Source organism: Methylobacterium platani (genome assembly GCF_001653715.1).
In the GTDB taxonomy this organism is placed as follows: Bacteria; Pseudomonadota; Alphaproteobacteria; order Rhizobiales; family Beijerinckiaceae; genus Methylobacterium; species Methylobacterium platani.
The window spans coordinates 35825-60088 of the sequence record NZ_LWHQ01000072.1; the positions used below are offsets into that span (position 1 = coordinate 35825).

Annotated in this window: 27 protein-coding genes and 1 tRNA gene; 10 read left to right on the forward strand and 18 right to left on the reverse strand. The window is 68.3% G+C overall.

Going from position 1 to position 24264, the window contains the following annotated elements; all coding sequences use genetic code 11:
• Nucleotides 1-4: 4 nt before the first annotated feature.
• Nucleotides 5-1351 carry a C4-dicarboxylate transporter DctA gene (dctA, locus tag A5481_RS28130; protein ID WP_048436585.1) on the reverse strand — a complete coding sequence of 449 codons (1347 nt, stop codon included), beginning with the start codon at nucleotides 1349-1351 and terminating at the stop codon, nucleotides 5-7.
• A 584-nt stretch (nucleotides 1352-1935) separates the two neighbouring features.
• On the opposite strand from dctA, the gene A5481_RS28135 reads away from it, so the two are divergent.
• Nucleotides 1936-3228, forward strand: a complete 1293-nt coding sequence (locus tag A5481_RS28135) for a lipase family protein (RefSeq protein ID WP_082984969.1) — start codon at nucleotides 1936-1938, stop codon at nucleotides 3226-3228.
• Between the two features lie 156 nt (nucleotides 3229-3384).
• On the opposite strand, the gene A5481_RS28140 is transcribed toward A5481_RS28135, so the two are convergent.
• Nucleotides 3385-4263: a CYTH domain-containing protein gene (locus A5481_RS28140; protein WP_064504450.1), complete on the reverse strand. Its 879-nt coding sequence runs from the start codon at nucleotides 4261-4263 to the stop codon at nucleotides 3385-3387.
• A gap of 169 nt (nucleotides 4264-4432) precedes the next feature.
• Nucleotides 4433-5032 carry a TetR/AcrR family transcriptional regulator gene (locus A5481_RS28145; RefSeq protein ID WP_064504451.1) on the reverse strand — a complete coding sequence of 200 codons (600 nt, stop codon included), beginning with the start codon at nucleotides 5030-5032 and terminating at the stop codon, nucleotides 4433-4435.
• A 72-nt stretch (nucleotides 5033-5104) separates the two neighbouring features.
• On the opposite strand from A5481_RS28145, the gene A5481_RS28150 reads away from it, so the two are divergent.
• The 4 genes from A5481_RS28150 to A5481_RS28165 all read left to right on the forward strand — a co-directional run bounded on the left by A5481_RS28150 (nucleotide 5105) and on the right by A5481_RS28165 (nucleotide 8580).
• Nucleotides 5105-6418, forward strand: a complete 1314-nt coding sequence (locus A5481_RS28150; RefSeq protein ID WP_048435895.1) for an MFS transporter — start codon at nucleotides 5105-5107, stop codon at nucleotides 6416-6418.
• Nucleotides 6419-6577: 159 nt separating this feature from the next.
• Complete coding sequence (trxA, locus tag A5481_RS28155) at nucleotides 6578-7501, forward strand: thioredoxin (RefSeq protein ID WP_048435896.1); 924 nt, start codon at nucleotides 6578-6580, stop codon at nucleotides 7499-7501.
• 156 nt (nucleotides 7502-7657) lie between these two features.
• The gene (locus A5481_RS28160) at nucleotides 7658-8326 is read left to right on the forward strand and encodes an LON peptidase substrate-binding domain-containing protein (protein WP_048435897.1); all 669 of its coding nucleotides are present in this window, start codon (nucleotides 7658-7660) and stop codon (nucleotides 8324-8326) included.
• A gap of 50 nt (nucleotides 8327-8376) precedes the next feature.
• Nucleotides 8377-8580, forward strand: coding sequence for a Trm112 family protein (locus tag A5481_RS28165; RefSeq protein WP_048435898.1), 204 nt, complete (start codon nucleotides 8377-8379; stop codon nucleotides 8578-8580).
• Nucleotides 8581-8755: 175 nt separating this feature from the next.
• Here A5481_RS28165 and A5481_RS28170 read toward each other — a convergent pair whose 3' ends face one another.
• The 9 genes from A5481_RS28170 to A5481_RS28210 all read right to left on the reverse strand — a co-directional run bounded on the left by A5481_RS28170 (nucleotide 8756) and on the right by A5481_RS28210 (nucleotide 16534).
• Complete coding sequence (locus A5481_RS28170) at nucleotides 8756-9301, reverse strand: GNAT family N-acetyltransferase (RefSeq protein WP_048435899.1); 546 nt, start codon at nucleotides 9299-9301, stop codon at nucleotides 8756-8758.
• A gap of 76 nt (nucleotides 9302-9377) precedes the next feature.
• Nucleotides 9378-9869, reverse strand: coding sequence for a GNAT family N-acetyltransferase (locus A5481_RS28175; RefSeq protein WP_048435900.1), 492 nt, complete (start codon nucleotides 9867-9869; stop codon nucleotides 9378-9380).
• 15 nt (nucleotides 9870-9884) lie between these two features.
• On the reverse strand, nucleotides 9885-10634 hold the full coding sequence (locus tag A5481_RS28180) for a proteasome-type protease (RefSeq protein WP_048435901.1): 750 nt from the start codon (nucleotides 10632-10634) through the stop codon (nucleotides 9885-9887).
• 149 nt (nucleotides 10635-10783) lie between these two features.
• Complete coding sequence (locus A5481_RS28185; protein ID WP_082173335.1) at nucleotides 10784-11683, reverse strand: transglutaminase family protein; 900 nt, start codon at nucleotides 11681-11683, stop codon at nucleotides 10784-10786.
• Nucleotides 11684-11784: 101 nt separating this feature from the next.
• Entirely contained in the window at nucleotides 11785-12729 is a 945-nt protein-coding gene (locus A5481_RS28190) for an alpha-E domain-containing protein (RefSeq protein WP_048435902.1), read from the reverse strand.
• An 83-nt stretch (nucleotides 12730-12812) separates the two neighbouring features.
• Nucleotides 12813-14252, reverse strand: a complete 1440-nt coding sequence (locus tag A5481_RS28195) for a circularly permuted type 2 ATP-grasp protein (protein ID WP_048435903.1) — start codon at nucleotides 14250-14252, stop codon at nucleotides 12813-12815.
• 195 nt (nucleotides 14253-14447) lie between these two features.
• Nucleotides 14448-15215 (reverse strand): RadC family protein, encoded by a 768-nt coding sequence (gene radC / locus A5481_RS28200; RefSeq protein ID WP_048435904.1) that lies wholly within the window; start codon nucleotides 15213-15215, stop codon nucleotides 14448-14450.
• Between the two features lie 25 nt (nucleotides 15216-15240).
• Nucleotides 15241-16071 carry a type I methionyl aminopeptidase gene (gene map, locus A5481_RS28205; protein ID WP_048435905.1) on the reverse strand — a complete coding sequence of 277 codons (831 nt, stop codon included), beginning with the start codon at nucleotides 16069-16071 and terminating at the stop codon, nucleotides 15241-15243.
• 100 nt (nucleotides 16072-16171) lie between these two features.
• A complete protein-coding gene (locus A5481_RS28210) occupies nucleotides 16172-16534 on the reverse strand; it encodes a DUF456 family protein (protein ID WP_245239053.1) in 363 nt (120 codons plus the stop codon).
• 179 nt (nucleotides 16535-16713) lie between these two features.
• On the opposite strand from A5481_RS28210, the gene A5481_RS28215 reads away from it, so the two are divergent.
• The 3 genes from A5481_RS28215 (at nucleotide 16714) to A5481_RS28225 (ending at nucleotide 18624) form a co-directional block, all read left to right on the forward strand.
• Nucleotides 16714-16971, forward strand: coding sequence for a zinc-finger domain-containing protein (locus A5481_RS28215; RefSeq protein WP_048435906.1), 258 nt, complete (start codon nucleotides 16714-16716; stop codon nucleotides 16969-16971).
• Nucleotides 16972-17029: 58 nt separating this feature from the next.
• The gene (locus A5481_RS28220; RefSeq protein WP_064504452.1) at nucleotides 17030-18247 is read left to right on the forward strand and encodes an FAD-dependent oxidoreductase; all 1218 of its coding nucleotides are present in this window, start codon (nucleotides 17030-17032) and stop codon (nucleotides 18245-18247) included.
• Nucleotides 18248-18538: 291 nt separating this feature from the next.
• A tRNA-Leu gene (locus tag A5481_RS28225) sits at nucleotides 18539-18624 on the forward strand.
• A 181-nt stretch (nucleotides 18625-18805) separates the two neighbouring features.
• On the opposite strand, the gene A5481_RS28230 is transcribed toward A5481_RS28225, so the two are convergent.
• From A5481_RS28230 to A5481_RS28250, 5 genes are read right to left on the reverse strand one after another with little or no spacing between them, the layout of a single operon-like run.
• Nucleotides 18806-18985 (reverse strand): hypothetical protein, encoded by a 180-nt coding sequence (locus A5481_RS28230; protein WP_048435907.1) that lies wholly within the window; start codon nucleotides 18983-18985, stop codon nucleotides 18806-18808.
• Nucleotides 18982-19254 carry a hypothetical protein gene (locus tag A5481_RS28235; RefSeq protein WP_156311992.1) on the reverse strand — a complete coding sequence of 91 codons (273 nt, stop codon included), beginning with the start codon at nucleotides 19252-19254 and terminating at the stop codon, nucleotides 18982-18984. The genes A5481_RS28230 and A5481_RS28235 overlap by 4 nt, the downstream gene beginning before the upstream one ends.
• Nucleotides 19251-19745: a hypothetical protein gene (locus tag A5481_RS28240; protein WP_048435909.1), complete on the reverse strand. Its 495-nt coding sequence runs from the start codon at nucleotides 19743-19745 to the stop codon at nucleotides 19251-19253. The genes A5481_RS28235 and A5481_RS28240 overlap by 4 nt, the downstream gene beginning before the upstream one ends.
• Nucleotides 19742-20143 carry a hypothetical protein gene (locus A5481_RS28245; protein WP_048435910.1) on the reverse strand — a complete coding sequence of 134 codons (402 nt, stop codon included), beginning with the start codon at nucleotides 20141-20143 and terminating at the stop codon, nucleotides 19742-19744. The genes A5481_RS28240 and A5481_RS28245 overlap by 4 nt, the downstream gene beginning before the upstream one ends.
• Nucleotides 20136-20444, reverse strand: coding sequence for a hypothetical protein (locus A5481_RS28250; RefSeq protein WP_156311993.1), 309 nt, complete (start codon nucleotides 20442-20444; stop codon nucleotides 20136-20138). Before A5481_RS28250 ends, A5481_RS28245 begins: the two co-directional genes overlap by 8 nt.
• 473 nt (nucleotides 20445-20917) lie before the next feature.
• Between A5481_RS28250 and A5481_RS28255 the strand changes: the two genes are divergently transcribed.
• Together A5481_RS28255 and A5481_RS32925 are read left to right on the forward strand one after the other, a co-directional pair.
• Nucleotides 20918-21232, forward strand: coding sequence for an SH3 domain-containing protein (locus A5481_RS28255; protein WP_048435912.1), 315 nt, complete (start codon nucleotides 20918-20920; stop codon nucleotides 21230-21232).
• 258 nt (nucleotides 21233-21490) lie between these two features.
• Nucleotides 21491-22474 carry a DUF4062 domain-containing protein gene (locus A5481_RS32925; RefSeq protein WP_082173338.1) on the forward strand — a complete coding sequence of 328 codons (984 nt, stop codon included), beginning with the start codon at nucleotides 21491-21493 and terminating at the stop codon, nucleotides 22472-22474.
• Between the two features lie 95 nt (nucleotides 22475-22569).
• Here A5481_RS32925 and A5481_RS28260 read toward each other — a convergent pair whose 3' ends face one another.
• Entirely contained in the window at nucleotides 22570-24231 is a 1662-nt protein-coding gene (locus A5481_RS28260) for a phage tail tape measure protein (protein WP_082173337.1), read from the reverse strand.
• Nucleotides 24232-24264: the final 33 nt, after the last annotated feature.

A 24264-nucleotide genomic window follows, 5' to 3' on the forward strand; every position in this document is an offset into this window, starting at 1 on the left:
CGTCTCAGGGCGCGACCGGGACCGGCTTCTCGTCGGCGATCTCGGTGCCGATGGCGACGGGGTTGGCCATCACCTCGCGCAGCTTGACCGGATCGAGCTCGCCCTCCCAGCGGCTCACCACCACGCAGGCGACGCCGTTGCCGACGAGGTTGGTGAGCGCCCGGCACTCCGACATGAACTTGTCGATGCCGAGGATCAGCGCCATCGCGGCGACGGGGACCGGGTTGCCGGGGATCGCCGCGAGGGTGGCGGCGAGCGTGATGAAGCCGGCGCCGGTGACGCCGGATGCTCCCTTCGAGGTCAGCATCGCGACCGCGATGATGGTGGCGTACTGCCCGAAGCTGAGATCCGCCCCGACGGCCTGCGCCAGGAACAGCGTCGCCAGCGTCATGTAGATGTTGGTGCCGTCGAGGTTGAACGAGTAGCCGGTCGGGATGACGAGGCCGACCACCGAATCCGAGGCGCCGAGGCGCTTCATCTTCTGCATCATGTGCGGCAGCACCGTCTCGGACGAGGAGGTGCCGAGCACGATCAGGAGCTCGTCCTTGATGTAGAGCAGGAACTTCAGGATCGAAAAGCCGGAGAAACGGGCGATCAGCCCGAGCACCACCAGCACGAAGAGCAGGCTGGTGAGGTAGAAGGTGGCGACGAGGCCGGCGAGGTTGCCGAGCTTGCCGATGCCGTACTGGCCGATCGTGTAGGCCATGGCGCCGAAGGCGCCGAGCGGCGCGAGCTTCACGATCATGCCGATGATGCGGAAGAAGATCTCGCCCGCCGCCTCGATGGCGTGGATCGCCGGCTTGCCGCGCTCGCCCAGGCCCGTGATGACGACGCCGGTCAGCACCGCGATCAGCAGGATCTGCAGCAGGTCGCCGCCCGCGAAGGCGTCGAAGTAGCTCTTGGGGATGATCGCCATGATGTGGGCGATCGTCGAGTCGGCCTGCGCCTTGCTGACGTAGCCGGCCACCGCCTTGGCGTCGAGCTGCTCCGCCGTCGCGCCGAACCCGGCGCCCGGCCGCACGATCTCGCCGACGATGACGCCGATGACGAGGGCGAGCGAGGACACCACCTCGAAGTAGACCAGCGCCTTGAGGCCGACGCGGCCGACCTTCTTCAGGTCGCCGATCGAGGCGATGCCGTGCACGATGGTGCAGAAGATGATCGGGGCGATCATCATCTTGATCAGCGCGATGAAGGCGTCGCCGAGCCACTTCATCGCCTTGGCGGTGTCGGGCGCCACGTAGCCGAGCAGCACGCCGAGCGCGATGGCGATCAGAACCTGGATGTAGAGGACCTTGTACCAGGGCTGCGACGAGCCCGGGGCCGTCGCGGACGGCGTGGCGTGCTGCATGATCGTTCTCTCCCCACGCTGCCGGCCGCCGTGTCGTTCGGCCGTCGCGGTGCGGCCCTCGCCGCGTGATTGTCGTGTGGAACCGGCCGCGGCCCGGACAGTGTAGGAAGTCCGGACCGGTCGTTCCAAGTCGAAAACACGTTCCAAGTCGAAAACACGGTCCAGGTCGAGAACCCGGGCCCCGGGGCCGACCAGGCCTGCTCGTCCGGCATCCGGACCGAGGCTGCCGGCCGCGGGCCGAACGGAACGTGGCCTGTGGAGCGTGGCATGCCGCGCGGGCGAGGCCGCGTCAACGGTCTGACGGATTACCCGGGCGCGTTCAACCGTGCGGCGTCGAAGCACCGCGCCGTCCCGGTCCGGCAAGGCGCGCACCGGTGGTGCCTCGCGCCGGCGGGAACCGGCGGCGAAGCGGCGGCGATCGTCCCTTAAGGAAGCGGGAATTTCCAGACGATAAAATATATTTTTGATATGTCTTTGAACTCTAAGTTATATTTACTGTCAAGACCATAAAACATCGCCATCACAAGTAGAAGAACCGACCACGCAGTGTTAATTCACGCTGCGTCATACGCAGGATTTTTGACATGACAACGCCTTACAGCATCCATCAGCAAGTCTTTGCGCTATCCATGCTCTCGAACTATCTCGTCAAGATGAGGGGATCGAAGGCGGATCTGCTCCAGCAGCTGGAAAAGCGCATCGCGAGCTTTGTCTCCTACAACGGGTCGAAGCCGGATGCGGGCGTCACGTCCCTGCTCGGCGAGTGGTCGGTGGCGTGGGGACCGGTGATCTACCAGGCTCCGCACTCGAACGTGTCGGACAACGGGATGATGGTCCTGCGCAACAGCGCCACCGCCCCGGACGGATCGACGACGGACACCTATGTCGTGGCCATCGCCGGCACCGCGGCGATGTCGGCCTTCGACTGGACGCACGAGGACGGCCTTGCCGGCGACAAGGGCGCGGCGATCACGAACGTCGTGTCCTGGACCGGCTTCGTCGCCTCGCCGTCCGAGACCGTATCGACGCCCGAGGCGGGCCGGCCCTACATCTCCCTCGGCACCGCGACCGGCCTCTGCACCCTGCTGGCGATGGTCGACCCGATCCGGAAGCAGACCCTGGCGCAGTACCTCGCCACCGTCAGCGCCGACGTGCTGGTCGTCACCGGCCACAGCCTCGGCGGCGCCCTCTCGGCGGGGCTCGGCCTCTACCTCAAGCAGAGCAAGGCGGCGCCGGGGATCCCGACGCTCTACGTCTATCCCACGGCCGGCGCCTCGCCCGGGAACGACGCCTTCGCGCAGGGCTTCAAGGACGCGCTGCCCCGGGTCGACGTCGCGGACGGCGCACCGTGGCAATCCTGGAACGTCGACATCTGGAACACGCTCGACGTCGTCCCGCAGGCCTGGAGCCTCGCGGCCGCCGACCCGACGATCCGCACGCTCCGCAACATGAACGGCATCTACGGCAACACGCCGGTCGGCACCCCGGGCGGCACGCCGACGCCGGACCTCGTCGGCGCGCTGTCGAAGCGCCTCGTCACGTGGTCGACGGAATCGAACGTCGCCTACACGCCGGTCGAGGGCGCGAGCATACCGGGCCACGCCGTCACGGCGATCCCGGGCACGGCCACCGAGAAGCCGATCGCGCTCGCCGTCCCGCCGGTCCACCCGCGCGACTTCGTCGGACAGGCCCTCTACCAGCACGGCCTGGCCTACATGAGCGCGATCTTCGGCGAGAACACGCTCCCGGCAATCGAAACCCCTTTTGTCCCTGGCGTCAGCGCGGAGACCAAGGATGAACTCATCCTGTTTTTCTTGAAGTTGTTCATGCTCGGGGCAGGAGCCGAGGAGCCGGCCCCGCTCGCCGCAGCCGAATAACCCGCCGCTCCACCCGGCACGATGCGCCTCCCGGCGCCGCGTCTCCGTCGAGGCGTGGCGGCGGGAGGCGGCCGGCGTCGCCATCGCGGGATTGCCGCCCCGGCACGCGGACGATCGGGACGCAGCGGGGAGACGCCGCGCCCCCCCGCGCTCGCGTCAAGGCGTCGGCTGGGTACGGCGCGGGCGCACCGTCCAGCGCTCGAAGGCGGGCGTGCCGTCGTCGCGGGCGGCCTCGCCGCCCGGCACCGCGGCGCCCAGCGCCTGGGACAGGCTCTCGATCACGTCGTCGATGCGGGTATCCGGGTGAGCCTCCGGCGCCGGAGCCGGCGGGGCCGGCTCGGGGGCGGCCTCGGCCGGGGGCGGCGGCGCGGGCTCGTGGGCCTGGACCGGCTCGGGCTCCGGCGGCGGGGGCGGCGTCGGCTCGGGCTGCGGCGTCGCGATGCGGCGCAGCGCGTTGACCACGCCGCCCTCGTCGCCGTTGCGGCTCGGCGCGGCGTAGCGGCCGAAGCCGTAGCGCGGCTCGATCAGGTCGAGCACGGCATCGAGGGCGGCGTTGGACAGGCCGATCTCGCCGGGCTGCGGCACGCCCTGGAGCGCGATGCTGCGGCCCTCGTAGGCCGGGTCGGTGCTGACCTCGGGGCCGAACCACGGCGGGACCGGGAAGCCGCCGGCCTCGTCGGGGGTGTCGAACACCACCGAGACGACGTCGACGGTGCCGGGGGCGACGTAGCGGTCGATCACGGCGTCGCGGCCGTTGCCCAGGGCCACCTGGGTCCGGTCGTAGGCGGCGCGGCCGGCGCAGACGTCGAGCAGCGCGTCGCCGTGGGCGCGCGGCACCTCGGTGCGCTCCTCGCTCGCGGCGCCGTTGTCGGAGGTGACGAGGACGAGATGGCACTGGCCGCCGTCGACCCGCACGAACGAGGTCCGGCCGGACTGGGGCGGGAAGTAACCTTCGGTGATGCGGGAGGAGCCGCGCTCCTTGCGGATCAGGCGGACCAGCGCCGGCGCAACCTGGAAACGTCGTACGAGGGTCATACGCTCAACTCCACGGGGGTCGCGGCCAAGAGCCTGCTGACAGGCGATGGGCCGCGATCGGCGTCAACTCTCGCGTATCGACCGATCAAGGCGACGGAATCAAGACCGTGCTGGCGCCGAGTCCCGGTTTATTGACCGATTTCTATCGGCCGGGGACGCCCCTGCGGCGTCAGGCCAGGTTCGCGTCGATCAGCGCCTCGGCGGCGGCGGCGAGCGCGCGGTTCGGCCCCTCGGCCCCGAAGATCTGCCCGCAGGCGAAGGCTCCCTCGACGAGGAGCAGCAGGGCGTCGGCGAGGCGCTCCGGCGCCGCGACGCCGATCGTGCCGGCGACCTCGGCGAGGCGTGCCCGCAAGGCCCCCTTGCCGTCGCGCACCGCCTCGCGCACCGGATGGCCCGCCTCCGGATACTCGACCGCGGCGTTGCTGAGGCCGCAGCCGCGAAAGCCCGGCCGGGCGCTGCGCTCGGCAATGCCGGCGAGGAACGCGACGAGGCCGGCCCGCGGATCGCCCGGATGAGCGTCCATCGCCTCGTCGAGCCGGGCGCGCAGGCCGGCATCGTAATCCGCCAGGCAGGCGACGACGAGCGCGTCCTTCGAGGCGAAGCCGCGATAGAGGCTCGGCTTCGTCACCCCCGCCCGGGCGACGATCTCGTCGACGCCGACGCCGCGGATGCCGCGGCTGTAGAACAGCTCGCGGGCCGCCGCCCGGATCCGGTCGCCGGCCCGGGCCGGTTCCCTGCCGGCCTCCCGGCCGTCGCGCCCATCCGCCATCCGCTCGACCCCTTGACGATGTTACTGACCGGTACGTAACGTCCTAGCACGATTCGGGGAGGATGTCCCAGCATGAGTTCGACCGTGACGCCGCGGGGCCTCGCCTCCCCCACACCCGCCGCGCCGAGGCCGCGGCCCTTCGGCCAGAATTACGCCTTCGTGGTCGTCGGCGTGATCTTCCTGTGCCTGCTGGCGGCCGCGGGCCTGCGGGCCTCGCCGGGCGTGCTGATCCTGCCGCTCGAGCAGGCCTTCGGCTGGAGCCGCTCCACGACCTCGTTCTCCGCCGGGCTCGGCATCTTCCTGTACGGGCTCGTCGGCCCCTTCGCCGCGGCCCTGATGCAGAGCTTCGGCATCCGCCGCACGCTCCTCTGCGCGCTCGCCCTGATGGCGGCCTCGACGGCCTTGAGCGCCCTGATGAGCGAGCCCTGGCACCTCGTCGCCACCTGGGGCGTGCTCTCGGGTCTCGGCAGCGGCTGCGTCGCCATCGTGCTCGGCGCCACGGTGGTGAACCGCTGGTTCGCGGTGCGGCGCGGCCTGTTCATGGGGCTCCTCACCGCCAGCACCGCCACCGGCACGCTGATCTTCCTGCCCGGCCTCGCGGCGATCGCGCAAGCCGGCGGCTGGCGGCCGGTGGTGCTCACCGTCGCCTGCGCCGTCGCGGCCCTGATCCCGCTCGTCGCCTGGCTCCTGCCGGAGCGGCCCTCCGATATCGGCCTCACTCCCTACGGCGCGGCCCCCGGCACCGCCTCCGAGCCGCCGCGGCGCGCCAACCCGTTCCGCGCCGCGATCGACGGGCTGGTGCGGGCGAGCGCCAAGGGCGATTTCTGGCTTCTGTTCGGCACGTTCTTCATCTGCGGCCTCACCACCAACGGGCTCGTGGGCACCCACCTGATCTCGTTCTGCGCCGACCAGGGCATCCCGGAGGTGCGGGCGGCCGGGCTCCTCGCGCTGATGGGCGTGTTCGACCTCATCGGCACCACCGGCTCGGGGTGGCTCACCGACCGCTACGACCCGCGCAAGCTGCTCTTCGTCTATTACGGCCTGCGCGGCCTGTCGCTGATGGCCCTGCCCTTCACCGACTTCTCGTTCTACAGCCTGTCGATCTTCGCGGTGTTCTACGGCCTCGACTGGATCGCCACGGTGCCGCCGACGGTGCGGCTCGCCAACGAGGCCTTCGGCGAGCGCGACGCCCCGATCGTGTTCGGCTGGATCGCCGCCGGCCACCAGCTCGGGGCCGCCACCGCCGCGTTCGGGGCCGGCCTGGTGCGGGCGTCGGAGGGGCGCTACCTCGAGGCGTTCCTCGCCGCCGGCCTCACCGCGCTGATGGCCGCGCTGATGTCGCTGATGATCGGCCGGATGCGCCAGGCGGCGGCCGCGGCGGCGTGACGGCGCCCCGGACGCGCGCCCGCGGCGCGTCCGGCTCCTGTTTCCTCGGGCTTTTTCAGGCTTTCCGCGCCTTGCCCTGGCCGGGGCGACCGGTCTACCCCATCTGATCGGCGGGCCGGTGAGGCCCGCGACGTGAAGGCCGTTCTCCCGAGGTCATCGATGCTCACCGACACTCCCGCGGCCGGCCAAACTCCTGCCGGCCAAACTCCTGCGGGCGTCCTGATCAAGGACACCACCACCACGACCTTCCGCCAGGACGTGATGCAGGAATCGATGCAGCAGCCGGTGCTGGTCGATTTCTGGGCGCCGTGGTGCGGGCCGTGCAAGCAGCTCACGCCGATCATCGAGAAGGCCGTCAAGGATGCCGGCGGCAAGGTGAAGCTCGTCAAGATGAACATCGACGAGCATCCCCAGATCGCCGGCCAGCTCGGCATCCAGTCGATCCCGGCGGTGATCGCGTTCCAGCGCGGCCAGCCGGTCGACGGCTTCATGGGCGCCCTGCCCGAGAGCCAGGTCAAGGCCTTCATCGAGCGCCTGGTCGGCCCCCTCGGCCCGACCGCGGTCGAGGACCTGATGGCGGAGGCGCAAGCGGTCGCCGAGGAGGGCGACGCGGATGCCGCCGCCGAGATCTACGCCGCGGTGCTCGGCCAGGAGCCGGGCCATGCCGGCGCGATCGCGGCCCTGGCCCGCCTCCTCGTCGACCGCGACGACCTCGAGGGCGCCCGCCGGTTCCTCGATTCGGCGCCGCCCGAGGCCGCCAAGGACCCGGCGATCGCCGCGGTGCGGGCGGCCATCGAGCTCGCCGAGCAGGCGGCCTCGCTCGGCGACCTCGCCGGCCTGCAGCAGCGGATCGACGCCGACCCGGCCGATTACCAGGCCCGGTTCGACCTCGCGCTCGGGCTCAACGCCAAGGGCAATCAGCAGGAGGCGGTCGACCAGCTGATCGAGATCGTCCGCCGCGACCGGACCTGGAACGACGACGGCGCCCGCAAGCAGCTGCTGCAGCTGTTCGAGGCCTGGGGGCCGATGGACCCGATGACCATCCGCGGCCGGCGCAAGCTGTCGACCCTGATGTTCTCCTGAGGCGCGCAAGGCCCATCGCGCAAAGTCCACACCCGCGCGGCATTACGCCGGACAGGTATTCACGGCGGAGGGCGGCGCCCTAGAACGTCATCTGCGACCCCGGGCCCGAGACGAGCGGGCCCGGGGCAAACTCCGATCCGCGCGGGAGCGACGCCGATGAGCATGAACGTCGCCTACAAGGGCCCGGCCGACTGCCCGGTCGTGATCCCGGTCTTCCCGCTCCCCGGCGCTCTGCTGCTGCCGCGGGGCCAGATGCCGCTGAACATCTTCGAGCCGCGCTACCTCGCGATGGTCGACGATGCGCTCCGCACCGACCGGGTGATCGGCATGATCCAGCCGGATTCCGAATCCGGCGAGACGCCGCTGTCGCCCCGGCTCTTCCGCGTCGGCTGCGCCGGCCGGGTCACCCAGTTCGCCGAGACCGGCGACGGGCGCTACCTGATCTCGCTCACCGGCATCGCCCGGTTCCGCGTCGAGGAGGAGCTCTCCACCCCCACCGGCTACCGCCGCTGCAAGGTCTCGTTCGCCCCCTTCGAGAGCGATTTCCACGCCCGGGCCGGCGAGGACGCGGTCGACCGTGCCGGAGTGCTGAAGGCGCTTCGCGACTTCGTCGACGCCAACGACCTCAAGGTCGACTGGGCCGGGATCGAGGAGGCGCCGAACGAAGCGCTGGTCAACGCGCTCTGCATGATGAGCCCGTTCGGCCCGCGTGAGAAGCAGGCGATGCTGGAGGCCCCCGACCTCAAGACCCGTGCCGAGGTCCTGATCGCCGTCACCGAGATGGAGCTGGTGCGGGGATCGGGCAGCGAGCCGACGCTGCAATAGGCGGCGCTTTGGGGTAAAGCGGCGCGACCGCCACTTCGGAAGGATCCTCCGTGACCGATTCCCCCCTCCCCGCCGAGGCCCCCCGCATCGACCCGAAGCTGCTCGAGCTGCTGGTCTGCCCCCTGACCAAGGAGCGGCTGGACTACGATCCCGCGCGCCAGGAGCTGATCAGCCGCTCGGCCAAGCTCGCCTACCCGATCCGCGACGGCATCCCGATCATGCTGCCGGAAGAGGCGCGGCCGCTGGCGGATTGAGAGCCGGCCGAGCACACGCTGTTCGAGGAAGGGATGCCATGCCTGCGCTCCTGCTTCGCGGAGGCGTCCCGACCGCTGCACAGGCCCTGGGCCTGCCGAGAACAAGAAGCCAGGGGCGATGCCCGACGGGCGTGGCGTCGTGGAGCGTCCGGAGAGAGCCGCGGCTCCGGTTTGCTCAAGGTGCCCGCTCGGACCGCGTCATGACCTTCTCGAACTGAAAAGCCTCTCCACCACCCGGCAAGTCGTCCGATCCTTCGGGTTGGTTCGGGTCGGAATGGTAGTCGTTGAAAAATTCTATGATTTTGAAGCCGCACTTATTGACATAGAAATGGATATTCCGTTTTTCGAAATAAGGCGTATGCGTTTGCCAAGTGATCGTCTCGGAGTAACGCTGCTCGATGGCAAGCCAAGCCTTGAGGCCGAGCCCGCGCCCCTCCTCGCCGACCTTGAGAAAGAACAGGTCGAGCGAATTGTGGTGGGTCTCTGCGTCGATCTTCAGCACCGCACCGCCGACCGTCCGGCCATCGCAGAGGATGTGCAGGATCACGGCATCGGGCGCACCGAGCGCGCCGTCTAGAACATCATCGGATGGGATCGGGCCATCCGGCAGGCTTCCGAACTCCGCGACGGCTGCCACGGCGAACGCATCCTGAAGCGCCTTCTTGAACGACGCATAGTCATCGGGGCGAGCTTCGGCGAGGGTGATCAGATCGTTCGTCATGCGGCGCTTCTACACTCCCCCGTCGCCGAGGGAGAGGCCGCCTGGATGCGTGAGCGGGTCCGATGCAGATCCGCCGTCACGCGGGTCGGATGGCCGCTCGCCTGACCTGGAAGCCCGTCTTCGACTGCTCGAAGCCCGCCGCTTCGTAGAACGCGAGCGTCGACGGCTTCGTCGAGCCGGTCATCAGCATGACCTTGTAGCACCCCGCGTCCCAGGCGCGTTCGACGGCCGCGCGCAGGACCGCCCGCCCGAACCCCGCGCCCCGATGATCGGCGTGGGTGACGACGTTCTCGATCAGCGCGTAGGCCTTCGCCCCGCGGGTCAGGTTCGGGATCACGACGAGCGTACAGGTCGTGACCAGCGCGTCCCCGATCGCCCCCACGAGGACGGCGCTGCCCTCGCAGCGCAACAGACGGTCGAACACGGCGACAGCGTCACCGGGTGGGCAGCGCGCATCGTCCGGGTGGAGATGATCGTACAGGTCGAGAAGTCGGGGCAGGTCGGTCCGATCGGCGGCCCGGATGGCGAGGCCGGATAGCCCGCGATCGGACCGCGGCCGTTCCGTCATGGCCGGATCCCTCCCCTACTTCGTCCCCGGCCCGTAAGGCGGCCGCGGGATCGCCCGGTGGGCCGCCCTGAGCGCCGCCGACCAGCGCTCGCGCAGGTCGTGGAAGTAGGGTTCGCCGGCCTCGATCCGGTGCAGGACCTCGGTGTCGCAGGTGTTGCGGCGGATCACCGTGAGGTCGATCGGCAGGCCGACGCCGAGATTCGACCGCATGGTCGAGTCCATCGAGACCAGGCCGACCTTGAGCGCGTCGTAGATGTCGGTCCGGTAGGTCACGGCGCGGTCGAGGATCGGCTTGCCGTACTTGTGCTCGCCGATCTGCAGGAACGGCGCGTCCTGGCTGCAGGCGATGAAGTTGCCGGCCGAGTAGATCATGTAGAGCCGCATCGGCCCGTCGCCGATCTGCCCGCCGAACAGGAACGACACCTCGAAGCGCAGCTGTGCCGCCTCGAACCCGGCGCGCTCGATCGCCCGCACCTTGCGGGTCGCGCGGCCGATCAGCTGGGCGGCGCGGAACATCGTCGGCGCGTCGTAGATCGTCTCGAGCTTGCCGGTATCGGGGTCCTCGACGCCCTCGGTCAGGAGCGACAGCACCGACTGCGTCACCGACAGGTTGCCCGCCGAGGCGAGCGCCAGTACCCGCTCGCCGGGCTTGGTGAACATGTGGAGCTTGCGGTAGGTCGAGATGTCGTCGAGCCCCGCATTGGTGCGGGTATCGGCGATCATGACGAGACCCTCTTCGACCAGGATCCCGACGCAATAGGTCATCGCACACCGCCCCCCGGCGACCGTCAGGCGCGCGGTCCGTCACCGCGCGCGGCGCCACCCTGGCGCAGCCCGTTTCGCGAATCCAGCCGAATCCGCTGCCCCGAGGTGAGGTGCCCCGCCCCTATCGCGGCGGTGCCACAGGCGGCCCGTCAGCCCTGGCTCTGGGCCTGCACCGCCGCCGGCATCTCGCCCTGCGGGGCCGGCGCCGGATCCGGCTGGTCTTGCGCGGGAGACGGATCCACGGCCCGGGCGTCGCCGACCCGGACCCGTACCGTCATGGTCTCGGTGCCGCCGCCGGTGCGGCTGCCGCGGACCGGGGCGGCGTCGAGATAGTCGAGGCCGATCGCCACCCGCAGGTGGGTTTCCGTCACCGCGATGCCGTGGGCGGGATCGAACCCGACCCAGCCGAGATCCGGAACCCGGGCCTCGACCCAGGCATGACCCGCCTCCTGCTCCGGCGCGTCGGGCCGCCAGCAATAGCCCGAGACGTAGCGGACCGGGATCTCGAGGTGGCGCGCCGCCGCGATGAAGACGTGGGCGAGGTCCTGCCCCACCCCCTTGCGCAAGGCGAAGGCTTCCGCCGCGGTGGTGGCGGCGCCGGTCGGGCCGGGGGCGTAGTCGACGGCCTGGTGGACGCCGGCCAGCAGCCGGTGCAGCCGGTCGAGCCGGTCGGCGCTCCCGGCGACCGCGTCGTCGGCGAAGGCGCGGATCGCCTCGTCGGCGACGGCGAAGCGCGACTCGCGCAGGTAGAACGGATCGGGCAGCCACTCGGAGATGCCGCGCATCACCCCGTGGGTCTCGGTCGTCTCGACCTCGCCGGTGACCCGGATGGTCAGCGCCTCCTCCGGACCGTCGGCGCTGAAGACGTGGACGACGTTGCCGAACCCGTCCTCGCGCCGGCTGAGCCGGCCGTCGACAGTCGGCTCGATGCGCCAGGCGCGGACGTGCTGGCCGTCATGGTCGCGCGGCGTCAGCCGCAGCATCTGGATCAGGCCCCGGGCCGGGCTGTCGTACTGGTAGATCGTCTCGTGGACGACGCGGATGCGCATGGGGTCGCGACGCTCGCTGTCACGCTGAAGCTTAAGCCGTGCGGGGCGGTCCTATACACCGTCCCGCGGGAGGGCGAAACCGTCCAGGAGTCGAGGGGCCGTCAGCCCAGGTACTGCTCGACGATCGCCGCCCCGAGGCGGTTGTTCTCGGCGATGAACTCCTCGATGAACTCGTGCAGGCCGGCGGCGAAGATCTCGTCGACCGTGAGGTCGTCGAGCTTGGCCAGCATGCCGCGGGCGAGGCGCTGGCTCGGCCCGCGGCGGCCGTAGGCGTCGGCGACGCGGTCGAGGTTGCGTACCAGCATCTCGTAGCAATTGGCGAGCGAGCGCGGCATCTCGCGGTTGAGGATCAGCAGGTCGGCGACCAGCCAGGGCTTGATGCTCTCGCGGTAGACCCAGTGATAGGCGGTGAGCGCCGAGACCTCGCGCAGGATCGTGGTCCACTGGAAGTAGTCGAGGCTGCCGCCGACCCGCTCGGTCTCGGGCAGGAGCACGTGGTACTTGACGTCGAGGATGCGGGCGGTGTTGTCGGCACGCTCGATCGCGACGCCGAGCCGCGTGAACCAGTAGCCGTCGTTGCGCAGCATCGTGCGGTAGGCCGAGCCGTCGAAGGCGAGCGACACGCCCTTCACCCAGTCGAGGAAGCGCGCGAATTCCTCGCGCGTCATGTCTCGTCCCTCGAAGCTGCGCAGGTGCAGGAAGGCCTCGTTGATCGCCTCCCACATCTCGCTGGTCAGCGCCGTGCGGACGGCCCGGGCATTCTCCCGGGCGGTCTGCAGGCAGGAGCGGATCGAGGACGGGTTGTTCGGGCTGAAGGCCAGGAAGTCGCGGACCGTGTGCTCGTTGACGCTGTCGTAGAGCGGGCGGAACAGCTCGATGTTGCCGGCCGAGGCGAGCGCCGATTCCCACTCGTTGGCATCGCCGCCGCCGTAATTGGCCGGCAGGGCGGAGAGGCGCAGGGCGGCGTCGAGGATGCGGGCGACGAAATCGGCGCGCTCGGCGTAGCGCGAGAGCCAGTACAGGTTGTCGGCGGTGCGGGAGAGCATGGCGGGGCTTCAGGCTCACGCTGTGGTGGTGCGGGCGGACCGGGCATCCGGCCCGGTCCTGTTCTATGCGGGCGAAGGGCCGGTCAGCCGTCGAGCACCCAGGTGTCCTTGGTGCCGCCGCCCTGGCTCGAATTGACCACGAGCGAGCCCTCCTTGAGGGCGACCCGGGTCAGCCCGCCGGGCACGATCCGGATCTCGTCGGCGCCCGAGAGCACGAAGGGCCTGAGATCGACGTGGCGGGGCGCGACGCCGGAGGCGACGAAGGTCGGGCAGGTCGAGAGCGCCAGGGTCGGCTGGGCGATGAAGCCGTCCGGCGCGTGGCGCAGCTTGCGGCCGAACTCCTCGATCTCGCGCTTGGTGGCGTGGGGCCCCACCAGCATGCCGTAGCCGCCCGAGCCGTTGACCTCCTTGACGACGAGGTCGCCGAGATTCGACAGGACGTAGTTGAGCGCGTCCTTCTCGCGGCAGCGCCAGGTCGGCACGTTGTGCAGGATCGGCTCCTCGCCGGTGAAGAAGCGGACGATCTCCGGCATGTAGCTGTAGACCGCCTTGTCGTCGGCGATGCCGGTGCCGACCGCGTTGGCGAGCGTCACGCTGCCGCTCTGGTAGGCGCTCATCAGGCCGGGCACGCCGAGGACCGAATCGGGCCGGAACACCAGGGGATCGAGGAAGTCGTCGTCAATGCGCCGGTAGATGACGTCGACGCGCCGCGGCCCCTCGGTGGTCCGCATGTAGACCACGTCGTCCTTGGTGAAGAGGTCGGAGGCCTCGACGAGGTCGACGCCGAGCTTGTCGGCCAGGAACGAGTGCTCGTAGAAGGCCGAGTTGAAGCGGCCGGGGGTGAGCAGCACCACGCTCGGATCGCGCGCGGCGCGCATCGGCGCCAGGCTGCGCAGGGTGGCGAGCAGGGCGTCCGGATAGGCCTCGACCGGCGAGACCCGGTGCTTGGAAAAGAGTTCGGGGAAGAGCCGCAGCATCACCTCGCGGTTCTCCAGCATGTAGGAGACCCCCGACGGGGTGCGGGCGTTGTCCTCCAGCACGAAGAACTGGTCCTCGGCCGTGCGCACGATGTCGATGCCGGCGATGTGGACGTACTTGCCGTGCGGCACCTCGAAGTCCCGCATCTCCAGCCGGTAATGCGGGTTGCGGTAGACGAGGTCGCCCGGGATGATCCCGGCCTTGATGCAGTCCTGCGGGCCGTAGATGTCGGCGAGGAACAGGTTCAGCGCGGTCACGCGCTGCTTGAGTCCGCGCTCGAGGAAGCCCCATTCGGGCTTGGTCAGCACCCGCGGGATGATGTCGAACGGGATCAGCCGCTCGGTCGATTCGTTGTCGCCGTAGACCGCGAAGGTGATCCCGATCCGGCGGAAGAACAATTCGGCCTGGCTGCGCCGCGTGTCGAATTGCTCCGGCGGGGTATTGTCGAGCCAGGTCTTGAGCGCCGCGTACGCCTCGCGCACGGCGGCCGGGTCCAGTCCGCTCTCCTGGATTCCCGTCATCTCGTCGAACGCGCTGAGCGGCATGGGCGTCCCTCTGTTTGCGCCGAAGCTAGACGCAAGACGGGGGCCAAGGCAAAGGAAATGCGTCCTCTCCCCTCCGGCCGCCCACGACTTTGCGCAGCGTCAGCGTCAACGCGGCGCGAGGCGCCGCGACCGGTGCAAATTTGCTCAAATTTTCGGCAGGCGTCGTGGCGCGCCGCGCAGGCCCGGCTGCGCCGCTCAAATCAGCTTCAGCCCGCGGAAGCTCGCATGCCCGTCGCGGCCGACGATGATGTGGTCGTGCACCACGATGCCGAGGGGACCCGCCACCGCGACGATGTCGCGGGTCATCTTGACGTCGGCCTGCGAGGGGGTCGGATCGCCCGAGGGGTGGTTGTGGACGAGGATCAGGGCGGTGGCGGAGAGCTCGAGCGCCCGGCGCACCACCTCGCGCGGATAGACCGGCGTGTGGTCGACGGTGCCCCGCCCCTGCACCTCGTCGGCGATCAGGCGGTTGCGCTTGTCGAGGAAGAGCAGGCGGAACTCCTCGCGCGGGGCGAAGGCCATGGCGGCGCGGCAATAGTCGATCACCGCGGCCCAGGACGAGAGCAGGGTGCGCTCGGCCACCGCGCCGCGGGCGAGGCGGCGGCCGGCCGCCTCCATGATCTTCAGGTCGGCGACCACCGACGGCCCGATGCCGTCGACCTCGAGCAGCCGCTCGGCGGGCGCACTGATGACCTCGGCGAAGCTGCCGAAGCGGGCGATCAGCGCCTTGGCGATCGGCTTGACGTCCCGGCGCGGGATGGCGCGGAACAGCACCAGTTCCAGGAACTCGTAGTCGGGCAGCGTGTCGCCTTGCGCGAAGCGGGCGCGCAGGCGGTCGCGGTGGCCGTGGTAATGCGGCTCCTCGGCCTTGCTCTCCTGCTTGCCCCCTTGCGCCTTGGCGAGGCCGGGCGCGGCCCCGCCGGCTTCCGCGAAACCGGGGGCGCTGCGCGGCGGGCGAGGCATGGCGGGACGGCGTCCGGCGGGGCGGTCAGGCGGCGGCGGTGTCGTGCGGCTTGTCCAGCCCCTTGGGCGAGAGCGTGAAGATCTCGACCCCGGTCTCGGTCACCGCCACGGTGTGCTCGAACTGGGCCGAGAGCGAACGGTCGCGGGTCACGGCGGTCCAGCCGTCGGCGAGCACCTTCACGGCCGGGCGGCCGAGATTGATCATCGGCTCGACGGTGAAGAACTGCCCGGGGCGCAGGGTGACGCTGTAGCTCGGCTCGACGTAGTGCAGGATCGTCGGCGCGTCGTGATAGGTGCGGCCGAGGCCGTGGCCGCAGAAATCGCGCACCACCGAGCAGCGCTCTCCTTCCGCGAAGGCCTGGATCGCCGCGCCGATGTCGTTGGTGGTGCCGCCGGGCTTGATCGCCGCGATGCCGCGCATCATCGCCTCGTGGGTGATGTCGCACAGGCGCGCCGCCTTGCGCGGCACCTCGCCGACATAGGCCATGCGGCTCGAATCGCCGTGCCAGCCGTCGACGATCAGGCAGATGTCGAGGTTGACGATGTCGCCCTCACGCAGCGGCTTGTCGTTCGGGATGCCGTGGCAGACGACGTGGTTGATCGAGGTGCAGATCGATTTCGGGTAGCCGCGGTAGTGCAGCGAGGCCGGAAACGCGCCGTGATCCATCGCGAAGGTGTAGGCGAGGCGGTCGAGCGCCTCGGTGGTGACGCCCGGCGCCACCGCCTCCATCAGCAGGTCGAGGGCCTCGGCGGTCAGCCGGCCGGCCTTGCGCATCGCCTCGAAGGCCTCGGGGCCGTGGATCGGCGGCTCCTGGCGGCGGCCGTCCTTGACCGCACTCTGCTCGTCACGACTCATCGGGGGCCCGGGATAGGATGCTGGCGGCGCTCTGGAAGCCCACGATGTAGGCGCTTCCGGCCCCGAAGCCAAGGAGGCAGGGAGCCGGGACGGGCCGGCTTCAGCGCGGGTCGACCCAGGCCCGCGGCCGGGCCGGGACCGCCGCGGGCGCCCGCTGCGCGACCCGCACCGGACGTGCCGCGACTTGGCGTGCCGAGATCTGGCGTGCTGCGACCTGCCGGGCCCCATGGTGCCGCCGCACCCGGCGGGCGCTCCGCCGCGGGCGCCGGCCCGATTCGCCCCAGGCCGCGCCGACGACGCCGCCCACCACCGCGCCGATCGGCCCGGCGACCAGGGCGCCCGCCACCGCGCCGGCGCCGGCGCCGACCACGGTGCGGCTCTGGGCCTGGGCGGCGGGCGCGCCGAGCAGGGTCGCGCCGGTGAGGGCGGCCATCACGGCGAGCCTCGGCAGGAAGCGGGTCACGGGCGATCCTCTCGTGTTCGGTGAAGCCGGTGGGGCGCCCCGATGTCGCAAGACCGTGACCAAAGGACGGCGGAGGCACCCGCGCCGGCCCGCACCCCTAGGCGCGGCGGTCCCGAGGGGGTAGGAGAACCCGAGATTCGAAGGGCCGACGCGGCCCGGCAGCCAGGAACCCTGACGCGATGGCAGACAAGGCGGTCCCGCACTTCCACAACCAGGACGGCGTTCCGGTCATCCAGGTCGGCTCCAAGGAGTTCATGTGCATCGGCGCGCTGCCGCCGTTCGACCATCCCCACGTCTTCCTCGACATGGGCGCCGACCACGAGATCATCTGCCAGTACTGCTCGACCCTGTACCGCTACAACCCGGCTCTGAAGGCCGGGACGGCGGAGCCGGCCGCGAGCGTCTGGGACGACCGCGCCCGCCTCGCCGCAGAGTAGTATCCGCGAGGAAGACGAGACGGAACGAGACGGGCGGGGGGACGACTTGGCGAGCCACCTGCCGCGGACGAAGCCGGTCCCGGACCGGCCGGGCCTGCGCGTCGCGATCGTCGGGGCCGGCATCGGCGGGCTGACCGCCGCCCTGGCGCTCAGCGCCCGGGGGCACGACGTGACCCTCGTCGAGCGCCGCACCGCCTTCAGCGAGGTCGGGGCGGGCCTCCAGCTCTCGCCCAACGCCAGCGGGATCCTGACCGATCTCGGCCTCGCGATGCCGCTGCGCCGCGTCGCCGGCGAGCCGGCCCGGGTGCGGATCCGCAGCCTGACGGGCGCCCGGGACATCGGCGAGATCGCGCTCGGCGAGGCGATGCGCGAGCGCTTCGGCGCACCCTACTGGGTGGTGCACCGGGCCGACCTCCAGACCATCCTGCTCGACGCCGCCCGCGGGCGGCCCGGCATCCGGCTCCTCGTCGGCCGCTCCGTCACCGGGGTGCAGGAGGGGGCGGCGGGCGCCACCCTGACGCTTAACAGCGACGGCGGCCGCAGCGAGACCCTCGAGGCCGACCTCGTGGTCGCGGCCGACGGCGTGCGCTCCTCCCTGCGAACCGCCCTCGACCGGCGCTCCTTGCGCCCCCGCGGCGAGGCCGCCTGGCGCGCCACCCTGCCCCGCGAGGCGGTGCCGCCGGATTTCCTCGCCGACGAGACCGGCCTGTGGCTCGGCCCCGGCCGGCACGTCGTGCATTACCCGATCAACGGCGGGCGCCGGCTCAACCTCGTGGCGGTGGTGCCGGACACAGGCGGCAGCGACGATTGGGGTGCCCGCGGCGAGCCCGCCCGCCTGCGCGCCGCCTTCGCCGATGCCGCCCCGCCGCTCGCCGGCCTGCTCGCCCGGCCCGAATCCTGGCTGGTGTGGTCGCTCGTCGACCGCCCGGCGGCCCGCCCGATGGCGCGCGGCCGGATCGCGCTGCTCGGCGACGCCGCCCATCCGGTGCTGCCGTTCCTGGCGCAAGGCGCGGCGCTGGCGATCGAGGACGCCGCGGTGCTCGCCGCCTGCCTCGTCCCCGGCCAGCCGGTGCCGGCGGCGCTCGCGGCCTATTCCCGCGCCCGGACCGAGCGGGTGCGCACCATCCAGGCCCATGCCCGCCGCAACGGCCGCATCTACCACGCCGGCCCCCTGGTCTCGGCCGCCCGCGACGTAGTGATGGGGCGCCTGCGGCCGGAGCAGATGACCGAGCGCTACGCCTGGCTCTACGGCTGGCGGCCGGTCGGGCCGGCGTGAGCAAGGCTGTCCGGCGACGATTGCTTTAAGAACCAGGCGCGGGATCCCCTCTCCCGAGTGGGAGAGGGGTAGGGGTGAGGGTGCTGCGGTTCTGAGTCTAGATCCGACCGTTCCGCTGCCAGCACCACGCTCAGAGGTTCACGCTGAAGCGTGTCACCCTCACCCCCGGCCCCTCTCCCACACGGGAGAGGGGAGACGCGCCATTCTTTTCCCCGGACAGCTCTGCGGCCCGAGGGGCCTTGATCTGCGCCCTCCCCCCGGCTAACCCGGAGCGGCAGGGCAGCGCCCTCAGCGGACGTGGCGGAATCGGTAGACGCACGAGACTTAAAATCTTGCGACCTCTGGTCGTGCGGGTTCGAGTCCCGCCGTCCGCACCAGCACTTAGCTCAATGTCAGGGGTTGCGGTCGAGGTCCGGGGTAACGCCACGGGTAACAGCGAACCCCGCCTCTCGATGGTTCAAAATGCCTCAGGTGGCCTCGTTCTGACTTCCCCCGGGTCATAGAGTCCGGTCGGCGAGGCAGGGGCGTCACGCACCTACCTGCGTCCGAGACGGATTGTCAGACACGATGCGTCAGGGCGGTGCGCTCGGCCTCAAGGATGGCGTCGGCCACGTCGAGGCGGGCTATCGAGCGGTTCAGGTAGGCGTCGGCCAGTAGCCGGTGACGCTCCGAGCGCTTGAAGTCGGCACGGGCACCGCGTGTCAACCACACGGACCGGATCAGGAGGAGCAACCTCATGATTGCGCTCCTGCCGTCTGGTAGCTCTCGATTGCGTCGGCGAGAGCTTCGGACATCGCCTCCAGCCGGAGCATGGAGTAGGTCATTGCCTCAAGCTGCTGCGGGAGCAAGTTGAACGTCTTGTAGGTTGCGCCCTCATCCCTTCGTGTCATCGCCAAGCAATGATCCAGGACTATGCGCGTCACGACAGTCGCGTTGCGCAGATCAAGGGCGTCCGAAGCAAGATCGTCCAGGGTAGGGGTTTTCGGGTTCCCAGCTGAGATACTCACCACGACACCTCCACGCCCGAACGCTGCGCGATCAGCTTCGAAACGTCATCCTGAACCATCCAGTCATAATCCATCGCCGCCGCAAATCGCGCTTTCAGCAGAAGCCCCTCAAGGGTCTGCGGAGGCTCAGATATGAACGGCGATATCATCTCATCCGCCTGGTCCAGAATACCTGCGCGCTCATTCCACAGCCGGGAATATCCATTGCGCTCGCTTGCTTCATCAAAGGCCGCCTGTGCCGCCTTGAAGTCTATCGTTACCCCTGTGTTATGCCGTATCTCATCCGCCTCTTCGTACAGGCGAGAGACTTCCGGCCCCATAGCCTCTGCCCGTTCGAGCAAGGGCAAGAGAGCAGGCGCGAGGGCGAGCAAGGCAGCGTCCGGGGAAGCTTCGGCGCCGGCCCCAGGATTGGCGAGACCGATGCCGGCTGGGAGCGCGGACGCAGCGGCGAAGGCTCCGAGCACGGCGCGACGGGATGTCAGGCGCTTCATAGGCCGCCCTCCCGCCAGTCGCAGCCAACCGCGCTCAAGACCAGCGCGGCCCGCGTCGAGGGGGGCGCCTCGCCGTTGTGATGCCAGCCTGCGCCGGCATTGGCGCACGGAACGTAATCGCACGGCAGCGCCTTGCCCTTCGGCCGCCCGTCCTTGCCGTACATCTGCATCACGAACGGCATGTGCAGACGGTGCCGCATCTCGGACCCTCGCGCACGCTCCCATTGCAGGTTGCGGCGCTCGTATTCGAGCCATGCGTCGTAGCTGTCGAGAAGCTGTTCGCTGAGCGGCTCTGCGACGGCGATCGGGGAGCCGATGAGGGTGACCCCTCCCCCGATGAGGGGAAGGGCCGTGAGGCCGCGCAGGAAGCCGCGGCGGGACGCAGAGTGGTCAACCATGACGCGCCTCCTCACCCCGGAGCGCGCGGCACAGGCGCTCGTAGCGCCGAACCTGCTCAAGCATCCCAAGGTCGTCGGCCATACCGTTGTCGTCGCCGGCTTCGCGGTCCTCCGGGCTCGGCGGCGACACGAACGTACCGCACAGGCTCAACTCGGCGTCGCCGCCGTCCTCGAGATCAGGATCTCCGTCGATGGCGTCGAGCAATGCGATGTCGGCCTCGATGCGGTTGGAGATCGCCTCGCGCAGCACGTGGATGCGGTTGCGCTCCACATCCATCTGAGCGGAGAGGTCGACTGCCACGCCCGCATCAGCGAAGTAGGCCTCAAGGCCCTGTCGCAGAGCGATTAGCGCGGGAGCCTCCGGCTCGGCCTGCCGCATGGTGCAGAGCGCGACCGTTACGGGCCCAACCTGTGCGGAGGGCAAGCGTGGGCGTTCACCGGCGCGGGCCGGTGCTGTAGAATGACGGGTAGCCATAGTCGTCCTCGTGTGACGGTTGCGGTCAGGCCCGGCCGGAGGCTCCTACCCCTCCTGTCGGGCCGTTGCGGCTAGCGCGTTTTTGTGATTAAATGTAGTCAGATCATATGTCAACTACATTTAAGGCGTGAAATGGGCCGACCACCCTCTGCCTCTCCGAAAAGCCTTCCTGTGTCGGTCCGGCTCCCGCCTGAGGTAAAGACCGCGGCCGAGCAGGCCGCAAAGGACGATACCCGCTCTCTATCGTCGCTGATGGAGAAGGTTCTGACCGATCACCTCAAGGCAAAGGGCTATCTAAAATGAAGGGTACCTTGGTCGCTGCAGCGTTTGCGTGCGCCATCGCGGGCACGGCGCACGCGCAGCAGACGTTGCGCGTGATCGACACGGCGCCGAACGATGTCCTGAACGTGCGCGAGTACCCCACTACGGACGCGCGGATTGTCGGGGTCATTCCGCCCGATGGCCGCGGGATCATCGCCAGCGGCGAGCGCAACGGGAACTGGGTCTTCGTTCGCTACCGGAAGGTCGAAGGCTGGGTCTCAAGGCGCTTCGTCTATCCGGAGGCGCTGCCGATCCGCCGCGGCCGAAGCCTCGATGCCGATGACGTGGAATAGCCGACTTGCTCGCATGCAAACTGTCGACGTCCCTTCCGCGGACCATCCGACTTATAGCTTTCGCGGTTTGAGGCGATACGAGAGGCTTTAACGGAGTATCTCAAGCCGTGGCTGCAGACCTTGACCCAAAGCCCTCGTGTCCGGAGGCGATCCGGGAGGCGCCAGCGGAACACCTGAGAGCGAAGGGGACATGATATAAATATCGATTGAAAGCCGATACTCAAATAAGCGAGAGCAAGATTTCAGAAAGTAAATCCAATGGCAAAGAAATATCAAGTTTTCATATCATCTACGTTCACTGATTTAGTTGTAGAACGTCAGGAGGTAATTCGAACAATTCTTGATCTTGATCAAATCCCATCTGGCATGGAGGCTTTTCCAGCGGCGGATTTTGAGCAATTCGATTACATAAAAAAAGTGATCGATGAATGTGATTATTATATTTTGATCATTGGGGCGAAATATGGTTCGACTGATGAAAAAGGGGTTAGCTACACTGAACTAGAATACGACTATGCTACCAAATCTGGCAAGGTGGTCCTTGCTTTCATCCATAGCGACATACAAAATTTGCCTGTCGCAAAATCTGAAACGCGAGAAGATCGAATAAAAAAGCTGAATAAATTCCGAGAAAAAACCAAGAAAAATCGGTTGGTTAAATTCTGGAATGGGACTGAGAGCCTTAAGGCTTCTGTTGCCGTTTCTTTATCTCAGGCAATGCGACAGGTTCCGGGAGTTGGCTGGATCAGAGGTAACGCTGCTGCAAGCGAAGAACTTCTTAATCAGATAAATAACCTAAGAAACGAAAATGATATGCTCGTGAAAGAGCTTCGACAGTATAAGAATAAGGTTGTAAAAATCGAAGGTATTGCAGGCCTTAATGATGGAATAATCATTAGATATTCAGGTATTGGTAGAAAAAATCCAACTTATGGACGACGGGATGCTACGAGATCAATGACTTGGGGTGAAATTCTTGTTGCTGTCGGCCCATCGCTGACATCATATCAAAAATCCTCTTCGCTGAGTAATTTGATTGAGAGGTATATAAGCGACGAGGTTCAAGATATGAGCAGCGTATATGTTGCTGCAACCGACGCGGATAAAGTAAAAATTCAATTAATAGCAATGGGATTGGTGAAAACCTATTCCGACACTCAAGATGATGATTATGTAGAATTTCTTAAATTAACCGAAGAAGGAAGGGAAAAATTGCTGATTGCTGGCTCTGCAAAAAAATGAACCCGTTGGTGAAAGTCCATGTATTAGTTTTTGGCAACTACTTGGCTGCGGGACCTCACCTTGCGTCTTCCTCAGGCCCATATCCTGAACGCACGTCAGGGTGCCGTGCTGCCGGCCGTCGGCGTCGAGTTGGCCTTAGCCACCGAAGCGCCCATGGACGCAAGGCCACTCTTGGCTCCCTCGGCCGCAGCGGACGCCACGCCCGGCACGCCGTTCACTGTCTGATTGACGGTGACGCTCTGCGTCCGCTGGTCGTTACCGGTGTTCGTGTTGTTGATGGTGTGCTGCACCGTCCCGGCAGTCTGCTGCGTGCCCTGCCGCATCCAGTCCGAACCGAACCGCTTCGTCAGGTCGCCCGGGTTGATGGGGCCAGGCATCTGTCCGGCCCCGCCCCACTTCATGCGGTCTGTGAGGCTGCCGAACGGGTTGCGGGCGGGAGTGGCGTTCCGGCGCGGCGGGTCCTGCCATGTCGATTTGGGAGGCAGTGCGCCGAAGTCCCTCAGCAGGTCGTCGCCGGCTTCTTTGCTGGCGTTCTCGGATTTGTCCATGCTGTCGGACAGCCTGTCCAGAACGCCGCGGGCCGTCGACGACCCCGCCTCGCCGAACCGGCCCATCAGTCGGTCGACGCTGGCGACGAACCGCTCCACGCTGCTGTCGAAGCGGTTGGTGGCCTCGACGAAGTCGGTGCTCGTGGTCCCACGAGCGTTCTTCATGATGTCGTCGCGGTATTGATTGAACTTGTCCCGGTTCTTCAGTAGCGTCGTCGCCGCGTCGCGTGACTGCTGCTCGTGCAGCACCTCGGCGATGCGGAAGGGATCGCCCTTCGTGACCCGCTGCATAATGTCCAGGAAGGTGTCCATTCGGGATTTGCCGGAGGTGTCGCCGGCCTTCAGCTCCTTCTCAAGATCCACACCCTTCTTCTTGAAGTGCCGCGCCACATCGGGCGCCTGCATCTTCTCGTAGAGATCCTTGAGATGGATGCTAGAGTCCGCTGTCGTGGCACCCGTTTCACGAACGACTTCCAGCGCTGCCACCACGCTGGCGAGGCCCTTCAGATCCTTCTCACCGACCTTGCTGGCAGAGGCAGCGAGCTGCGGCATTACTCCTGCCATCTCGTTGAACTCGGCCTTGCCCAGCTTGCCGCCCTTGATCATGAAATCGAAGGCGGTCTCAAGATCGTTCAGGCCGACCTTCAGGTTCTGCATCGTGGTGATGCCGGCGCCGGCCGCGTCGTCCAGGCTCGTGAATGAGGCCTTGGCCGCCTTCACGGTTGGGATCACGGCGCCGATCGCCTGCTCATAAGTCAGACCCGCAGCGATGAACGCCTGCGCGACCGACGCCATATCCTTTGGCAGCGCCCCGATCTTCGGGCCCTCTTTCCGGAACATCTCGATGTCTGGAGCAATCTCGGCGTAGGTCTTTTCGGCCGTGATGGCGAGCTGCTTGCCCGCCGTCTCCAGATCGCCGAACTTCTTGAGCGCGACCACACCCGTTGCTGCCACGCCTGCCGCTGTCACCGCCGGACCGCCGAGGCCGATCAGACGCCCGGCTGCATAGCCGCCAGCTGCTCCGCCGGCCGTGCCGTAGCCCTCTCCGGCCGCTGCGGCAGCGCGACCACTACCAGGGCGCCGTCCGCCACGGCCGTCGCGCGGGAGGACGTGGTAGCCCCGCCCGGCCACGTCGATGCGTAGCGGCCGGGCCGTCTCCCGCCGCAGCCTCCGAACCGCTGCCGTGGCTCGCTCAAGCTCCGACACCATGCGGCCGAGGCCGCTAGAGCGTTTTCAGTTTTG

Excerpts from the sequence above, each read along its gene's own strand:
- dctA (WP_048436585.1), bottom strand. The coding sequence starts at position 1,351 with ATGCAGCACGCCACGCCGTCCGCGACGGCCCCGGGCTCGTCGCAGCCC.
- A5481_RS28135 (WP_082984969.1), top strand. The coding sequence starts at position 1,936 with ATGACAACGCCTTACAGCATCCATCAGCAAGTCTTTGCGCTATCCATG.
- A5481_RS28140 (WP_064504450.1), bottom strand. The coding sequence starts at position 4,263 with ATGACCCTCGTACGACGTTTCCAGGTTGCGCCGGCGCTGGTCCGCCTG.
- A5481_RS28145 (WP_064504451.1), bottom strand. The coding sequence starts at position 5,032 with ATGGCGGATGGGCGCGACGGCCGGGAGGCCGGCAGGGAACCGGCCCGG.
- A5481_RS28150 (WP_048435895.1), top strand. The coding sequence starts at position 5,105 with ATGAGTTCGACCGTGACGCCGCGGGGCCTCGCCTCCCCCACACCCGCC.
- trxA (WP_048435896.1), top strand. The coding sequence starts at position 6,578 with ATGCTCACCGACACTCCCGCGGCCGGCCAAACTCCTGCCGGCCAAACT.
- A5481_RS28160 (WP_048435897.1), top strand. The coding sequence starts at position 7,658 with ATGAGCATGAACGTCGCCTACAAGGGCCCGGCCGACTGCCCGGTCGTG.
- A5481_RS28170 (WP_048435899.1), bottom strand. The coding sequence starts at position 9,301 with ATGACGAACGATCTGATCACCCTCGCCGAAGCTCGCCCCGATGACTAT.
- A5481_RS28175 (WP_048435900.1), bottom strand. The coding sequence starts at position 9,869 with ATGACGGAACGGCCGCGGTCCGATCGCGGGCTATCCGGCCTCGCCATC.
- A5481_RS28180 (WP_048435901.1), bottom strand. The coding sequence starts at position 10,634 with ATGACCTATTGCGTCGGGATCCTGGTCGAAGAGGGTCTCGTCATGATC.
- A5481_RS28185 (WP_082173335.1), bottom strand. The coding sequence starts at position 11,683 with ATGCGCATCCGCGTCGTCCACGAGACGATCTACCAGTACGACAGCCCG.
- A5481_RS28190 (WP_048435902.1), bottom strand. The coding sequence starts at position 12,729 with ATGCTCTCCCGCACCGCCGACAACCTGTACTGGCTCTCGCGCTACGCC.
- A5481_RS28195 (WP_048435903.1), bottom strand. The coding sequence starts at position 14,252 with ATGCCGCTCAGCGCGTTCGACGAGATGACGGGAATCCAGGAGAGCGGA.
- radC (WP_048435904.1), bottom strand. The coding sequence starts at position 15,215 with ATGCCTCGCCCGCCGCGCAGCGCCCCCGGTTTCGCGGAAGCCGGCGGG.
- map (WP_048435905.1), bottom strand. The coding sequence starts at position 16,071 with ATGAGTCGTGACGAGCAGAGTGCGGTCAAGGACGGCCGCCGCCAGGAG.
- A5481_RS28215 (WP_048435906.1), top strand. The coding sequence starts at position 16,714 with ATGGCAGACAAGGCGGTCCCGCACTTCCACAACCAGGACGGCGTTCCG.
- A5481_RS28230 (WP_048435907.1), bottom strand. The coding sequence starts at position 18,985 with ATGAGGTTGCTCCTCCTGATCCGGTCCGTGTGGTTGACACGCGGTGCC.
- A5481_RS28240 (WP_048435909.1), bottom strand. The coding sequence starts at position 19,745 with ATGAAGCGCCTGACATCCCGTCGCGCCGTGCTCGGAGCCTTCGCCGCT.
- A5481_RS28245 (WP_048435910.1), bottom strand. The coding sequence starts at position 20,143 with ATGGTTGACCACTCTGCGTCCCGCCGCGGCTTCCTGCGCGGCCTCACG.
- A5481_RS28255 (WP_048435912.1), top strand. The coding sequence starts at position 20,918 with ATGAAGGGTACCTTGGTCGCTGCAGCGTTTGCGTGCGCCATCGCGGGC.
- A5481_RS32925 (WP_082173338.1), top strand. The coding sequence starts at position 21,491 with ATGGCAAAGAAATATCAAGTTTTCATATCATCTACGTTCACTGATTTA.
- A5481_RS28260 (WP_082173337.1), bottom strand. The coding sequence starts at position 24,231 with ATGGTGTCGGAGCTTGAGCGAGCCACGGCAGCGGTTCGGAGGCTGCGG.